The sequence below is a fragment of the Streptococcus gallolyticus subsp. gallolyticus DSM 16831 genome, assembly GCF_002000985.1.
GTDB lineage: Bacteria > Bacillota > Bacilli > Lactobacillales > Streptococcaceae > Streptococcus > Streptococcus gallolyticus.
In genome coordinates this window covers 1,591,272-1,606,668 of sequence record NZ_CP018822.1, presented here as the reverse complement: position 1 = coordinate 1,606,668, position 15,397 = coordinate 1,591,272, and the positions used below count along the sequence as shown (strand labels likewise).

Genomic DNA, 15,397 nt, shown 5'->3' with positions numbered 1-15,397 from the left:
ACTCCTAAAATACAATTTCATGAATGATTCGAATAATGTCATCGACATCGTCTAAACAATCACTTAGCACCCAATCATTTATTATTGCTCGTAGACCGGCTACGTAAAAACGCGCAGTCAATTCTATTTGCCTAGAATCTTTTATGCCTTTGAATTTAAGTCTTGTTGAAAATGTCTTTTCCATGTGGTAGGAAAACGTTTCTTCTTTATTAAATTCCCGAGACCTTCCTAGATAGATACGGTATAACTTTCTATGTTTTTTGATAAAGAGTAGATATGGCTTTAAATAATAAGTATCCAAAATACTATCTATATCTGAAGTTTGTTGTAGTTTCGCTTGCTCTAACTCATATTCCTCATCGAAAAGTTTAGAAATTCCTTGTAAAGCATCTTCTAAAAGTTCATATTGATGATCATAGTAGGAATAAAATGTTGAACGATGAACGCCAGCTTCTTTACATATCTTGCTTACTGAAATTTGATCGAGTTCTTGTTGGTCTAATAATTTAATTAGGGCTTGTTGCAATCTTAATGGTGCTTTATTTTCCATAGTTCACTCCAAATTTTGATTAATTATAACAAAATCCAACACTTTTTTCAAAACTTGTCGTGTTGCCAGGTGTTACACTAGCGTATAATAGCTAGCATAATCGAAAGGAGCTCACAATGACAAAATCACAAAACTTTTATCTAAAAGATACCATACAGAGCAAAAATATTTTTGTTGGAAAATATACCTACTTTGCTAAAGAGAATATCCATGAGGACTTTGAACGTGACTATGTCCTATATAACAAAGAAGGGCGATCAAATTTAATCATTGGAAATTTTACTAGTATTGCAAACGGAGTAGAATTTATTATGCCTTCAGCAAATCACTCTATGACATCTTTTTCAACCTATCCGTTTATGTTAGTTAAAAACGAATGGGCTGATAAAACCAGTATGACTGTGAAAGATTTACCAGAAAAAGGAGACACTATAGTCGGCCATGATGTTTGGATTGGTCGGAATGCAACAATTTTACCTGGGGTGACTATCGGAAATGGTGCAGTTATTGGCAGTAATGCAGTTGTTTCAAAAGATGTGCCAGACTATGCTATTGTTGCGGGCAATCCTGCACGAATTATTCGTTATCGGTTTTCTACTGAAATGATTACATTTCTAAACGAACTAGAATGGTGGCACTTTTCTGATGCTCAATTAGACCAGGCAGTCCCTTATCTGACAAATTTAAACCTAGAAAAATCAAAACAAGCCTTACTAAACATTAAAAATAGTCAATAATTCCTGTAGTAGAAACGATAAAAACAGTAACCGACACTTTGTCATCATCTTGTCGTTCAAAATAATTAATATTAACTTTATACTATATTTATCAAATAAAGAAAGCGAGTTTATCTCATGATTAGTACAGCTATTACAATTTTATTCGGACATGCGGTGTCCATGCTAGTGACTTTTACAGCTTATAAATTAAAATTTAGAGTCACTCTTGCCCACTGGATAGTAAATTGGGTTTTGGGAGCTATAGGTGCAGTTGCAGCTAACGAATTACTCTTTAAACAATTTGGTCCTGTAATCTTTGGTCAAACCATCTTACCAATGCTTGCCGGTTCAATTGTTCTTCCAGGTGTTGGAAGTTGGATAGTCAGTCGCTTACAAACTAAAAAATAGTAACCGACACTTTGTCATCATCTTGTCGTTCTAATTACTTAATTAAAGAATTATACTATATTTATCAAAAAAAGAAAGCGAGTTTATCTCATGTTATCTATCATTTTATCTGGTTTTTTCGGTCTCATCATTTCAGTAGCAATCACATTTATTGCCTCAAAACTGAGCAAAAAGGTTTCATTGGCACATTGGATTGTTAATCCTCTCCTTGGAATTTTAGGAGCAATTGCAGCAAACTACCTTCTTGGGGGTCAATATGGTCCTGTAATCTTTGGCCAAACCATCTTACCAATGCTTGCCGGTTCAATTGTTCTTCCAGGTGTTGGAAGTTGGACGATTAATTTCATTAATAATAAATAAACAATCTAATACAATTAATCATTTATGTGTTACATTTTGAACAAAACAGTGCTATGTTTATCTTAGTACTAGTTTTTTTCTATGAGCACGAGTTTAATATGTTTAAGCATAATAGTTGCCAAATTCAATATTATCTGATAAACTTGTTCTTGTCGGTGATACAACAACAGGAAAGGAGGTCGTTAATATGGATACTAAATTCTCAGTTGCCCTTCATATTCTTACAATGATAAGTGAGAGCAAGGAAGTCCTCAGTTCGCAATCCTTAGCTGAAAGTGTCGGCACCAATGCCAGTTACATTCGTAAGGTGATTGCGCTATTAAAAAATGCAGGACTCATTACCTCTCAACAAGGGCGATCAGGCTATCAATTAAGTAAATCACCAAAAGAGATATCGTTATTGGAAATCTATTTTGCTACCCAAGAAGTAGAACATATCAATCTCTTTCAAATTCATCAAAATGCCAACCAGGCATGCCCAGTTGGTAAGCACATTGAAAATGCCATGTCCCCTATTTTTTCAAACCTTGAAGAGCAACTTGAAAAAGAACTAAGGCAAGAAACTTTGGATGATGTCATTACCAATCTCTACCAATCAGCCAAGAAAAAACGTATCTGACCAAGTGTCAGATTTTCTTAAAGGAAAAATAAACTTGTATCAGATACAAGTTGTTAAATAAAGGAGTAAACCATGAAAGCAGCACAACACACATCTTATAACAAAAACAATATCACACTCAACCTAACAGACATTACTAAGCCAGACATCAAACCAGACCAAGTCCTTGTCAAAGTGACAGCAGCAGGTGTCAATCCTTTGGATAATATGATTTCTCGTGGTGAGGTTAAGCTGATTGTACCTTACAAGCTCCCACAAACAGCTGGAAATGAAGTTGTTGGATTGGTCGAAGAAGTAGGCTCAAGCGTGACTAATTTTACAGTTGGTGACCGTGTCTTTGGTCGTCTTCCCCTCGACAATATCGGTGCCTTTGCCGAATATGTGGCGGTCGAGGCTGCTGCCCTTGCCAAAGTTCCAGCTTACTTGAGCGATGTAGAAGCAGCTGCTGTTCCCCTGACTGCCTTGACTATTATGCAGGCCCTTGACCTCATGGGTGCAGAGGCTGGCAAGACCATTTTCATCTCAGGTGGTACAGGTGGCGTCGGTGGTATGGCCATTCCGATTGCCAAAGCCAAGGGCTTGACAGTCATTACCAACGGTGATGGTGCAAATGCAGAACGGGTATTGGCGCTGGGAGCTGACCAGTTTATCGACTACAAGACAGAAGATTACACCCAAACCCTGTCCCAAATCGATTATGTACTGGATACACTCGGTGGTGCAGAAACCGAAAAACAAATGTCGATTATGAAAAAAGGTGGTCAGTTGGTATCCCTCCGTGCCATGCCAAACGGAGCCTTTGCCAAACGCATGAATCTACCAAAATGGAAGCAATTCTTGTTTGGTTTGGTCGGTCGCAAGTTTGACAAGATGGCTGAAAGTTACGGTGTGAACTATCATTTCATCTTCGTAGAAAGCAATGGGCAACAGCTACAAGAAGTGGCAGATATTTTCAGCCAACTTGAAATCAAACCGTCTATCGACACCGTTTACCCATTTGAAGAAGTCAACGTAGCCTTGGACAAGGTCGCCAACGGTCGCTCACGTGGAAAAACTGTCCTCAGTTTTGCAAAATAGGAGAAAGTCATGTCTTATATTACAACAAAAAATCAATATATAACTGTCGCTGGCAACCAGATTGCCTACCGTGAACTGGGTAAGGGCAAATCAAATCTGCCTCTGGTCATGTTGGTTCACTTGGCTGCAACCTTGGATAACTGGGATCCCAAATTATTGGATTTATTGGCTGAAAAAGAACATGTCATCGTTTTAGACCTGCCTGGCGTAGGAGCCAGTCAGGGTAAGGTGGCATCCACTATCCCAGCGATGGCAGAGCAGGCTATTTCTATTATCAAAGCTCTTGGACATAATAAAATCAATCTGCTCGGTCTTTCAATGGGTGGCTTTATCGCCCAAGAAATTGTTCGTCACGATAGTCAGCTTGTTAATCGTCTGATTCTAGCTGGAACAGGTTACCGTGGTGGTGTAGAAATAGATAAAGTGACGGGAAAAACCTTCCGATATATGCTAAAGGCTGGCTTAGAGCGCGTAGATCCAAAACGCTACATTTTCTACAACCATGATGAAGCAGGTCGCCTTGAAGCAGAAAAAGTTTTGGGGCGAATGGGAGAAAGAAAAGCTGCGGATGCTGATAAGGAAATAAAAATCCTCGGATTTTTGGTACAGCTGAAGGCTATCAAACGTTGGGGTAAGGAGCCTCAAGATGATTTGGCATTTATCACACAACCAACCCTAATTGTCAATGGTGATAAGGATATGCAAGTTCCGACTGAAAATTCCTATATCATGCATGAGAAAATCAAAAACAGTCAGCTTGTCATCTATCCAAATGCAGGTCATGGCTCAATCTTCCAAAATGCAGAGGACTTTTCAAAAGAGTTGATCGCATTTTTGGAGGTGACAAATGACTAAAACAATACTAATCACAGGTTCAACTGATGGGATTGGTAAACACTTGGCCATGAAACTAGCAAGTGAGGGGCATGAAGTCATCCTACATGGACGAAACAGTGAAAAGTTACGCGTAACCATTAGTGAAATTCAACTAAAAACAGGAAGTAAGAAGATTCACGGTTATTTAGCGGACTTTTCAAAATTAGAGGAAGTATATAAGTTTAGTGAAGAGATTCTTCGAGATTTTGACAAGATAGATGTTTTGATAAACAATGCTGGAGCCTACTTTGGAGATACCCGTGTAGCGACGGCTGAAAATATTGAAATGACATTTATGTTGTCCGTCCAAGTTCCATATATTTTGACGACAGAGCTGTTACCTTTGCTAGAAAAAGCAAAATCAGGTAGGGTTATTCATACCTCTTCCTTTATGCATCATTTTGCACAGTCTAAGGTATTGGATTTTGGTTTGGAGAAAAATTATTCCGCTGCATTGGCTTACAATAATGCTAAACTATATTCCATTTGGTTGGCGATTTCACAGGCCGATACTTTAGAAAAGAAGGGTTCATCAGTTACGGTCAATGCCTATCATCCCGGACTTATTTCAACAAATCTTGGTAATGATGGAGTAAAACGTAATTTACAAACTCGATTATTAACAACTTTTATGAAACCATTTACCAAGGATGTGAATCAAGGTATTGAAACCGGCTATTTTTTAGCATTATCACCGCATGTGAATAATCTTTCTGGACGATATTTTTCTAATAAGAAATTGGCCCTGACAAGTTTAAAAGGTTATGATTCTTTAAAAGGCCAGTCCTTGATAGAGTATTGTGATAGCAAAATTGCTACATTTAAGGAGGCTAGTCATGTCTAAAATATTATTAGATGGACTTACACTTCCAAATGGTCAATATTTAGAAAACCGCTTTTTCAAGTCAGCCATGAGCGAAACCATGGCTGATAGACAACAAACTCCCTCTGATGATTTACTTGCCTTATATGATTACTGGTCCAAGCAGGATATAGGAGTCTTAGTGACAGGTAATGTCATGGTGGATGGTCGCTATCTGGGAGAACCGGGCAATGTGGTACTTGATTCAGATGCTCATTTGAATCGATTTCAGAAATGGGCGGCAGTTGGACAAAAAAAAGGTGTACCAATCTGGCTTCAACTCAATCATCCTGGGAAACAGATGTATCGGTCAATCAATCAAATACCGATTGCACCTAGTGCTATTCCGATTTCAGGTAATTCAGCTTCTGCCTTTCGTCCGCCAAGAGAGATGACTGTTTTTGAGATAAAGGAGGCGAGAGATAAATTTATTGCAGCAGGCGTACGTGCAAAAGCCGCTGGATTTGCAGGGGTGCAATTGCACGCTGCTCATGGTTATCTGATCAATCAATTCCTCTCACCTGCTGATAATCAGCGAACAGATTTTTACGGAGGTAGTCTAGACAATCGCCTGAGGTTTCTCGTTGAAATCTACCAAGGACTTCGTGAAAAAGTGGGACCTGATTTTACCATTGCCTTGAAATTAAATGCTTCTGACTTTAAAGAAGAAGGATTTGGTTTTGAGGATTGCAAATATGTGGTAAAGCGTATGTCTGAGCTGGGCATTGACCTGATTGAAATTTCAGGTGGTAATTATGAAACTCCTGTCTTTGGTGGTGAATACGAGAGTGGTGCTGGCTTTCTCACTTATGCAGCCACCTTAGCAGACCTTACTTCAGTTCCCATTGTGTCAACAGGTGGTTTTCGTAGGGTCACTCAAATGGAAGAAGCGATTGAGGAGGGAGTATCAATGATTGGTCTTGCCAGACCCTTTGTCGTGCGCCCAAGTCTCGTCAAAGACTACCGAGAAGACAGTGATTTTCAGCTGTCAACACCACGCCTAACAACAGGACTTCCAAAGCTTGATAAGACGCTAGGTCCTATTATCGGTGTGAGTTATTACGAAGCACAGATGAAGCGTTTGGCCAAGGGAAGAAGCATCAAGATTAGTCGAAATGCCTGGCCATATCTTCTTCAGACAGTCAAAACCCATGGATTGTCTGCCTTGAAACCAAGAAGAAAATAGAACCAAACTAGAAAAGATTTGAGAATCAATCTCAGATCTTTTTTCTATAAGAAAAACCAAGTCAGAATTTTGACTCGGTTAAGTATCTTATTCATTTGATAGTAGGAATCGCCGAGGAGCATTTTTCATGTAATTCTGCAATCATAATGGGGTCGTTTTCTGCATTTAATCAGTAGTGACAGTAAGTTATTTTACGACTGACAATTCCAAAATATATGACTGAAAATCACTAGCTCCAAATGGAATATGAATACCAGAGTAAGCCAATTCTGCTCCTGAAAATTCTCTTCCAAACTGGTCAACGTAGTTTGCATCATGGTCGAGATATGGAATCTTTAATATAAAGTGTTGTTTAGAAACCTTGAAGATATTATTGAAAGCAATTAGTTGATACTGAGATTTATCTTGACTCTCGAAAAGCCATGTAGTTTGATCATTGGTAAAAGGAGACATTAAGCGGTAGAAATTACCGTGTTTGATAAGGTTACGTCGTTGCTTATATTCCTTAATATGCTCAGCAACTCGTTTCTCTTCTTCCTCAGAAAACTCAAGAAGATTCAATTCGTAGCCCATATTGGTTGCAGATGCCAAATCAAGACGAGTCTGAAATGGCGTATGTCGCTGGGTTTGATGATTGGGAGTGACAGAAACATGCCCAGTAATTTGATAAGGGTGGAATAGATAACTTACTCCGCCTTGTATAGACTGACGGTCAAATCCATCTGTATTATCACTTGCCCAAGTCTGTGGGAAATAGTAGAGCATTCCATAATCAAGTCGACCACCACCACTTGAACAGTTTTCAATCAACAAGTCAGGAAAGCGTTTTGTAATAATGTCAACAATACGGTATAGGCCCAGCATGTAGCGATGGGCAAATTCCTTCGGACTACCTAGTATAGTTCTTTGACTTTCGTGTTCTACCAGATGTCGATTCATATCCCATTTGATATAATCAACCTTGTAGGCTGAGATAAATTGAGATAAGGTTTCAATTAACCAATCTTGCACTTCTATCTGGCTTAAATCTAGACAATACTGATGACGACTGTAGAGAGGGGGATGGTTTTTTGAGCGTACAATCCAGTGAGGTTTTTCTTGAGCTAGAATACTTTTTTGCGAAATCATTTCTGGTTCAAACCAGATACCGAATTGCAAGCCCTGTTCATGACAGGCTTGAATGAGGGGGTGAAGGTCATCTGGAAATTTCTCTCTATCCACTGTCCAATCACCAAGAGAAGAACGACTATTCTCTCTTCCAAGGAACCAACCGTCATCCAAAACAACAGCCTCGAATCCCAGTTGAGCAGCTTTTGAGATTAGTGAAACCATCTTTTCATGATTGACATCAAAGTATGTCATTTCCCAGCTATTAACTAAAATTGGAGCAAATCGATTGGCGAATTGAGGTGGGACAAGATGGTCTCTCGTAAAGTGATGAAATTCTTGAGACATACCATTGAAACCAGCTTGGCTATAAGCGAGGACGGCTTGAGGTGTTTGAAAATGATCATTTGGCTCGAGTTTCCAAGAGAAACTGTCTGGATTTAGACCGATTTGCAGGCGAACAAAGTCATACTGATTACGCTCTACAGATTCAGCGTGTTCACCACTATATATCAGAGTCATGGCCTTTACTTCACCTGAGAAGTCATCTGTGTTGGCATTTGAAATAGCCAGAAAAGGTGGGTACTGGGGGCCGCTAGCCCCTCTGCGTGTAGACTGAATGCTGCGTCCTGGATGAATTTCTTTCTTCTGCAATTGAAATTCAGCCTGATGTGAGCCAGAAAAACTTGTTAGCACTTGATTATCGAAGGGAATATCAATAGAAGAACTCATGAACTTATTGATTATCACAGAATTTATTCCATGGTTAATTAGTTTGTAGGAACGAAGGATAATATCATGCTGCTGAAAAATGGTGTAATAGTGTTCCATTGTCAGTTGGGCTTGTTCGTCTACAAAAGTCACTATCAAAGTTTGAGCAGGACTGTCCTGATTGTTTCTAGCGTGTGGCAAACCATCTAATGCAGGCGTCCCCTCCATAATCTTATAGGATTGGAAATGAAAATGGACAATCTGAGAAAGATTAGCTAAGGTAAGCTCAAGGCTAGGTTCCATATAATCTCCCTGATAAGGTAAGGAAAATTCATGAGGATAGTATTCGAGTGATTCGGTTGGATTATCAAAATCACTAAAGACAGCAAATGTCTTTTTTTGATTCGGTGCCTGATTCCAAGCTTTAAAGTTGGAAATTTGTGGACCCCAATAACGATGAAGTAAGTGACGATTCTGATAGAGTTCGATAATATAGGTCATTCGACTGTTTTGAATGTAGAAATAATTTGTTTCTGAATCAAAGTGAATGTGTGTCATGCTGAAATTCCTTTCGATAATGGAGTGGAGAAAGTCCCGTTTCTTTTTTGAAAAATTTTGAGAAGGAGAGGCTATCTGAAAATCCGACTGATTGTGAAATATAGTAGATGGAGTCACCAGTTTCAAGAAGTAATTCCTTAGCTTTTCGAATTCGTAAATGAGTCAGATAGTTTTTGGGAGTGGTATTGGTTTCCTTTTTAAAGATAGTAGCGAGGTAGTTGGGATGAACTCCAACAAATTCTGCAACATCGGTCATTTGGATAGGGTCATGGTAGTGTAAATCCATAAAATGCCTAGCCAGTGTGGATAGTTGCTGATTAGTGGACTGGTTCAAAATCCCGATTTCTTCTGTTAAGTCACCTAACAAACTATACATCAGTCCGTTAATTTTTAGGAATGAACTAAAGGTATCACCTGAACTCTCAAGAATGGTTGCAATAATATTTTCATATTGTTTGGCATTCTGACAATCATATACAAATTGGTGTCTTTCTGCAGCTTGATAAATAAAGTTTGACTTTATTCCTAAAAAACCAATCCAAGAATATCTCCAAGGTTCATCAGCATCAGCTGTGTACTTGAACCAATAGCCCGCTGGAATAATAAACAATTGATTAGCCTTTATATCGTATACCTTTTCTTCAATTTCCAAGGTTCCTTTTCCTTGACTGACAAAGGTAATAAGATGATAGTCCCGACTTTTTAAACTATAAGAATAATTAGGCAAGCATTGCTCGATCCCACCACTGTAGAGAATTAAGTCTGAGATATGTTTATTGCTAAAATCTGTAAATCGATCGGTGTATTGTTTGAGAAAGTGTTCCATATTTACAGTATACCGAAACAAGAAATAAAAAACCAGTCGATATTAGATTTTTCCATAAATTGATTTAGATTTTCTATATGAATGCTAAAACAAATCCGATATAATATAGACAACAACTAGTTGAAAGCGTTTTATTAATTTAGGAGGTAATATTTGAAAAATCTATATAAAAACCATTATCACCTTGAACCTCCCAGAGGCTTGTTAAATGATCCAAATGGATTAGCCTATTTTCAAGGAAACTATTATGTATTTCACCAATGGAATCGCTTTGACCTCAATCATAATTATAAGGAATGGGGTTTATTTACATCAAAGGATTTATTAAGATGGAAACATCAAGGGAGTGCCTTGCTTCCAGATTCTGATAAAGACTTGTCAGGAGTTTATTCAGGATCGGCTATTGTAATTGAAGATAAAATGCATCTATTTTACACTGGTAATAGTAAAATTGATGGGAGTCGGCGTTCTCTTCAATGTCAAGCTATTAGTGAAGATGGTAAAACTTTTCTAAAAAGTAATTCCTTTATCAAAACACCAAAAGAGTTTACAGAACACCATCGTGATCCGAAGATATGGTCTGACCAAAATGGTTACCATATGATTGTTGGCAGTCAAACTAAAAATGGATATGGTGCGATAGCCTATTATCAATCCATTGATTGTAAAGAGTGGGACTATCAAGGTATCTTCTATACTTCAAAGGATTTAGAACAAATGGCGGAATGTCCAGATTATTTTGAGCTTGATGGAGAGTCTCTGCTTCTGGTCTGTCCGCAACAACGCGATTTGGGAAGTGATACAGATATTTCAAGTTATTCAGCCTATTATATGGGAGATATTAGAGATAATGAATTTTATCCTACAAGTGAGATTCAACCAATGGATGACGGATTTGATTTCTATGCTCCTCAAACGTTTTCAGATCCCAAAGGGAGACGGCTGATGTGGGCCTGGATGAACCGTATGGACTCTAAAGAAGAAGCGGCTTGCCCTACAAAAGACTTTGGTTATCTCCATTGTTTGACCATGCCTAGAGAATTAAGGGTGATAGATGGCAAACTTTACCAACTGCCCCTCCAAGAAATTCTTCAAAGTAGAAAGACGATAGAATCGCTTGAAACGGTTCTTTATGAATCAGAGGAGTTAGCTACTCAGTCTGTCATTGATATGACATGGAGTAAGAGCCCATCAAGCATTGAACTTGCCTTGTTCGACCAAAATGTGACACTTAAATACAAACATCAGAAATTGATTCTTTCAAGAAAATCATGGTCAGACAAACAGGTGCATACAAAAACAATTCCACTCAAGGAACTGACAGCACTTCAAATTTTTATTGACAGCTCTGCTATGGAACTGTTCATAAACAAGGGTGAGAAAGTTATGTCTTTACGTTATTTCTTACAGCAAGAAAATCGTTCTTGTGACATTCGTTCCTCGAATCAAATGAATCTTTCCTATTCAAAATTAGAAAGTTGAGAAGAAAATGGATAATAAAACTACAGCAAAAGAAATATTAAAATATGTCGGTGGTGCAGAAAATGTAAAGTCTGCTCAACATTGTGCAACTCGGTTACGCATCATTACTAAAAACCAAGATTTAGTGGATGTAAAAGCTATTGAAAATCTGGATAAGGTAAAAGGTAGTTTTTATAATTCAGGGCAATATCAAATTATCCTTGGGACAGGACTTGTTGATAAAGTCTATGAAGAATTTATGCCTCTAATTGGACAAGCAATGACTGCTAAAGTTGACGATGAGTTAGCTGAACCAGAAAAACGGACCTTCAGACGAGCAATTCGTATATTTGGTGATGTCTTTGTGCCAATTATACCTGTTCTGGTTGCCACAGGTTTATTTATGGGATTACGTGGACTCTTGACACAGGAAGCAGTTCTTGGTGTTTTTGGATTGACACCAGCTGATGTACCAGTTCAATTAATTCAATTTACTCAAATATTGACAGATACAGCTTTTGCATTTTTACCTGCACTTGTAGCTTGGTCTACATTCAATATCTTTGGTGGAACACCTATCCTTGGAATGGTATTGGGCTTAATGTTGGTTAACTCTATCTTGCCTAATGCTTATGCGGTGGGAGCAGGAGAAGCTGAGCCAATGATCTTCTTTGGATTTATTAAGGTTGTTGGTTACCAAGCATCTGTATTGCCTGCCTTTATGACTGCACTCGTTACAACAAGGATTGAAAAATGGCTCAAAAAGACAATTCCAGATTCTCTTGATTTAATCTTACGCCCATTCTTGACTCTCTTAAGTGGTTTGGTCTTGGGTTTGTTTATCATCGGCCCAGTTTTTCATGAGATTGAAGTTTACGTTCTTGCAGCTGTAGAATTCTTATTAACTTTACCATTTGGTCTTGGTGGCTTGATTTATGGTTCCTTTGGACAACTACTTGGTATTTTGGGAATCCATCATATTCTAAGTCTTCTTGAAATTAATATGCTTGCGAAAGACGGATGGAACTTACTAAATCCTGTTGGGACATGTGGTAACGTTGCTCAAGCAGGAGCAGTTCTAGCGATTGCAATTAAGACAGTTTCAAACAAAATGAAACAAGTAGCATATCCATCTGCCTTGTCGGCAGCTCTTGGGATTACTGAACCTGCAGTCTTTGGTGTTACACTACGCCTTGGAAGACCATTTATTATGTCAATGATTGGTGGTGGCGTTGGAGGATTCTTCGCATCAATTTTCCAACTTAAAGCAACAGGATTGGGATTGACAGGTATTCCTGGAACACTTCTGTACTTGAATGAACAATTACCACTTTATATCCTGACAAACTTGATTGCATTTGCTTCTGCATTTGCCCTAACTTGGATGTTTGGTTATAAAAAAGATGAAGTTTTATAAATAAGTAGTAATTAATGATAATTTTTTCTAACTTATAGTTAACCTAAGTGCACTTCTCGATTAATTATGTTCGAGAAGTGCTTTGTATTCAGAAATGAATTGTCCAAATAGGACAATTTTTCAATATTTCCCGAGTCAACCTCTATACTTTTCCTTAGGAGAAAGATTGATGTACCGACGTTTAAGGGATTTGAGAGAAGACAATGATTTCACTCAAAAATACGTTGCCGAAAAACTTTCGTTTACTCACTCTGCTTATGCAAAAATTGAGAGAGGAGAACGTATCTTAACGGCAGAAGTATTAATAAAACTTTCAAATTTATATAATGTCAGTACAGATTATTTGTTGGGGCAAACTGACTTTCCCCACCGAATAAAGAATAATTTAAAATAGTCCCTCCTGATTTGTTCATTGACAATTGAATAATTCTAGGTGGGACTTTATTTATTTGTTGAGCAATAGAATGTAATGCGCCAGGAAATGAGCGAAAATCATTTATTCAAAAATAGGATGGTAACCTATCTGCCATGACACAAATATTGATAATGATACTTCTGACCGTTCAGGCTGCCATCGTAAAAGGACAGCGGGTGAAATTCCCATGATTGAACTAACCATTCATACCCACAAGAATAACATAGAGTAACATGTTTTCAGGAGGGAAAGTTTTGGAACAATCAGCAGTAAAATACAGTATGCAACTTTCAATGCTTAACTTTTTATATTCCAAAAATATGTTGACTAAAAAGGAATATGAAAAAATAAAAAATAGACTGCGTATTAAGTACACAAAATAGCTGACCTTTTGATTTGAACGCGGTAATATAGAATCAAAAGGAGGAAATTCAGTATGAAAAAAAATAATGTTGAAATAATAAAAGCTGATTCTTTAGTTCGTCGAAGAGGCGACAATATAGAAAGACACTTAAAGAGGGTTGCTGCTTATTGCCGAGTTAGTTCTGATAGCGAAGATCAGAAGAACAGCTATGAATCTCAGGTGAGACATTATAAAGATTATATTTCTCAGCGTTCAGATTGGGAGCTGGCAGATATTTATGCAGATGAAGGTATTTCAGGAACACAAGTAGGAAAGAGACAAGATTTTCAACGATTAATAAATGATTGTGTAAATGGAGAAATAGATTACATTGTCACAAAAGCAATTGCTAGATTTGCAAGGAATACTCTAGATACTTTGAAGTATGTCAGAATGTTAAAGGATATGCAAATTGGAGTATATTTTGAGGAAGAAAACATAGATACCCTAACAATGGATGGAGAATTACTTCTGACTATTCTCAGCTCCGTTGCACAGCAAGAAGTAGAAAATACTTCTGCCCATGTGAAAAAAGGATTAAAAATGAAGATGCAACGTGGAGAATTGGTTGGCTTTCAAGGGTGCCTAGGGTATGATTATGATGTAGAAACCAAGCAGATTTCAATTAATAAAAAAGAAGCCAAAATTGTTCGTTACATTTTTGAAAGATATCTAGAAGGTATTGGAGGAAAAGTAATTGCAAGGGAACTTGATGAACTTGGTTACAAATCGCCAAGAGGATTAAAACATTGGAATGATACAACAGTTCTAGGAATCATAAAGAATGAAAAATATAAAGGTGATATTCTAATGGGGAAAACTTTTACAGTTGACCCAATAAGTAAGAGAAGGTTGAGTAATTTTGGAGAAGAAGATAAGTATTATATCAAAGATAATCATGAACCTATAATATCTAAAGAAGATTTTGAAAAAGCACAGGAGATTAGATTGCGTCGAGCAGGAAATAAGAAGACTGCTGCAAATGTAAATGGCAAGCGTGAACGTTATTCAAAAATGTATGCTTTTAGTAGCATGTTAGAATGTGGTTTTTGTGGTTCAATATTATCTAGAAGAAGTTGGCACTGCCGATCAGATTATCGCAAAGTTGTGTGGCACTGCGTTACATCAATTAAGAAAGGAAAGAAATTTTGTAAGCATAGTAAAGGATTAGAAGAGCTCGCTATTGAGGGGGCTTTCATGGAAGCTTACAGACAACTCTATCATTCAAATGAAAATTTAATGACAGACTTACTTGAAACAATTGAATCAGAATTGAATGACAATAGCCTTAACAAGGAACTAAAAAGGATTACAAACAAACTTCGAACATTACTAAAAAAAGAGGAGAATCTTGTAAATCTAAGGCTCGAAGGGAAAATTAGCGATTCCATATACAATGAAAAGTACAATGAAATTTCCTCAGAAAAAGAGTTTCTATCAGAAGAGAAGGTAAATATTGAAACAACATTGAAGTCAGAAGTTGATGTAAAGAAAAGACTAACTGAGTTTAAGCACTCGCTATCTTCACAGAAAATGCTTACGGAGTTTGATCGTACAGTTTTTGAAAGTATTGTTGAGAAAATTATTGTAGGTGGAGTAAATAGCGACGGAGAAATTGATCCTGCAATGTTAACTATAATATTCAAAACGGGTGAAACTCAAAACAAGAATGGTAAAAAATTTAAAAGTAAACGTAAAAATGCTAAACTAGAACCAGATAAATTGTGTCCTCAAAACAGTGACGAGGATAAAAAATTGTATTCTCAAGGAACAGACAACACATGTGGAGACGGTAGTCTTGATGTCACGGGTTGAACGATAGAGTGCGGAAAAGTGAGTATT

General features: G+C 37.5%; 16 protein-coding genes. 13 read left to right on the top strand and 3 right to left on the bottom strand.

Going from position 1 to position 15,397, the window contains the following annotated elements:
* Positions 1 to 4 precede the first annotated feature (4 nt).
* Positions 5 to 550: a TetR/AcrR family transcriptional regulator gene (locus BTR42_RS08070; RefSeq protein WP_077497210.1), complete on the bottom strand. Its 546-nt coding sequence runs from the start codon at positions 548 to 550 to the stop codon at positions 5 to 7.
* A gap of 116 nt (positions 551 to 666) precedes the next feature.
* Here BTR42_RS08070 and BTR42_RS08065 point away from each other — a divergent pair, with 116 nt between their 5' ends.
* The 8 genes from BTR42_RS08065 (at position 667) to BTR42_RS08030 (ending at position 6,657) form a co-directional block, all read left to right on the top strand.
* Positions 667 to 1,287, top strand: a complete 621-nt coding sequence (locus BTR42_RS08065) for a CatB-related O-acetyltransferase (protein WP_077497208.1) — start codon at positions 667 to 669, stop codon at positions 1,285 to 1,287.
* Between the two features lie 117 nt (positions 1,288 to 1,404).
* A complete protein-coding gene (locus tag BTR42_RS08060) occupies positions 1,405 to 1,677 on the top strand; it encodes a hypothetical protein (protein WP_077497206.1) in 273 nt (90 codons plus the stop codon).
* 90 nt (positions 1,678 to 1,767) lie between these two features.
* On the top strand, positions 1,768 to 2,037 hold the full coding sequence (locus tag BTR42_RS08055; protein WP_077497204.1) for a hypothetical protein: 270 nt from the start codon (positions 1,768 to 1,770) through the stop codon (positions 2,035 to 2,037).
* A gap of 187 nt (positions 2,038 to 2,224) precedes the next feature.
* A complete protein-coding gene (locus BTR42_RS08050) occupies positions 2,225 to 2,656 on the top strand; it encodes an Rrf2 family transcriptional regulator (protein WP_077497202.1) in 432 nt (143 codons plus the stop codon).
* A gap of 72 nt (positions 2,657 to 2,728) precedes the next feature.
* Entirely contained in the window at positions 2,729 to 3,733 is a 1,005-nt protein-coding gene (locus BTR42_RS08045; RefSeq protein ID WP_077497200.1) for an NADP-dependent oxidoreductase, read from the top strand.
* 9 nt (positions 3,734 to 3,742) lie between these two features.
* On the top strand, positions 3,743 to 4,588 hold the full coding sequence (locus BTR42_RS08040; protein WP_077497198.1) for an alpha/beta fold hydrolase: 846 nt from the start codon (positions 3,743 to 3,745) through the stop codon (positions 4,586 to 4,588).
* Positions 4,581 to 5,453 carry an SDR family NAD(P)-dependent oxidoreductase gene (locus tag BTR42_RS08035; protein ID WP_077497188.1) on the top strand — a complete coding sequence of 291 codons (873 nt, stop codon included), beginning with the start codon at positions 4,581 to 4,583 and terminating at the stop codon, positions 5,451 to 5,453. The genes BTR42_RS08040 and BTR42_RS08035 overlap by 8 nt, the downstream gene beginning before the upstream one ends.
* On the top strand, positions 5,446 to 6,657 hold the full coding sequence (locus BTR42_RS08030; RefSeq protein WP_077497187.1) for an NADH:flavin oxidoreductase/NADH oxidase family protein: 1,212 nt from the start codon (positions 5,446 to 5,448) through the stop codon (positions 6,655 to 6,657). The genes BTR42_RS08035 and BTR42_RS08030 overlap by 8 nt, the downstream gene beginning before the upstream one ends.
* Before the next feature lie 186 nt (positions 6,658 to 6,843).
* Here BTR42_RS08030 and BTR42_RS08025 read toward each other — a convergent pair whose 3' ends face one another.
* Together BTR42_RS08025 and BTR42_RS08020 are read right to left on the bottom strand one after the other, a co-directional pair.
* Positions 6,844 to 9,033, bottom strand: a complete 2,190-nt coding sequence (locus BTR42_RS08025; RefSeq protein ID WP_077497185.1) for an alpha-galactosidase — start codon at positions 9,031 to 9,033, stop codon at positions 6,844 to 6,846.
* Positions 9,014 to 9,859 (bottom strand): AraC family transcriptional regulator, encoded by an 846-nt coding sequence (locus BTR42_RS08020; protein ID WP_077497183.1) that lies wholly within the window; start codon positions 9,857 to 9,859, stop codon positions 9,014 to 9,016. The genes BTR42_RS08025 and BTR42_RS08020 overlap by 20 nt, the downstream gene beginning before the upstream one ends.
* A gap of 153 nt (positions 9,860 to 10,012) precedes the next feature.
* Here BTR42_RS08020 and BTR42_RS08015 point away from each other — a divergent pair, with 153 nt between their 5' ends.
* The 5 genes from BTR42_RS08015 (at position 10,013) to BTR42_RS08000 (ending at position 15,370) form a co-directional block, all read left to right on the top strand.
* Positions 10,013 to 11,341, top strand: coding sequence for a glycoside hydrolase family 32 protein (locus tag BTR42_RS08015; protein ID WP_077497181.1), 1,329 nt, complete (start codon positions 10,013 to 10,015; stop codon positions 11,339 to 11,341).
* A gap of 7 nt (positions 11,342 to 11,348) precedes the next feature.
* Positions 11,349 to 12,737 (top strand): PTS transporter subunit EIIC, encoded by a 1,389-nt coding sequence (locus BTR42_RS08010; RefSeq protein ID WP_077497179.1) that lies wholly within the window; start codon positions 11,349 to 11,351, stop codon positions 12,735 to 12,737.
* Between the two features lie 169 nt (positions 12,738 to 12,906).
* Positions 12,907 to 13,131 carry a helix-turn-helix domain-containing protein gene (locus tag BTR42_RS08005; protein ID WP_077497177.1) on the top strand — a complete coding sequence of 75 codons (225 nt, stop codon included), beginning with the start codon at positions 12,907 to 12,909 and terminating at the stop codon, positions 13,129 to 13,131.
* Positions 13,132 to 13,385: 254 nt separating this feature from the next.
* Positions 13,386 to 13,535 carry an SHOCT domain-containing protein gene (locus tag BTR42_RS12995; RefSeq protein ID WP_331852233.1) on the top strand — a complete coding sequence of 50 codons (150 nt, stop codon included), beginning with the start codon at positions 13,386 to 13,388 and terminating at the stop codon, positions 13,533 to 13,535.
* A gap of 53 nt (positions 13,536 to 13,588) precedes the next feature.
* Positions 13,589 to 15,370, top strand: coding sequence for a recombinase family protein (locus BTR42_RS08000; protein WP_077497175.1), 1,782 nt, complete (start codon positions 13,589 to 13,591; stop codon positions 15,368 to 15,370).
* Positions 15,371 to 15,397: the final 27 nt, after the last annotated feature.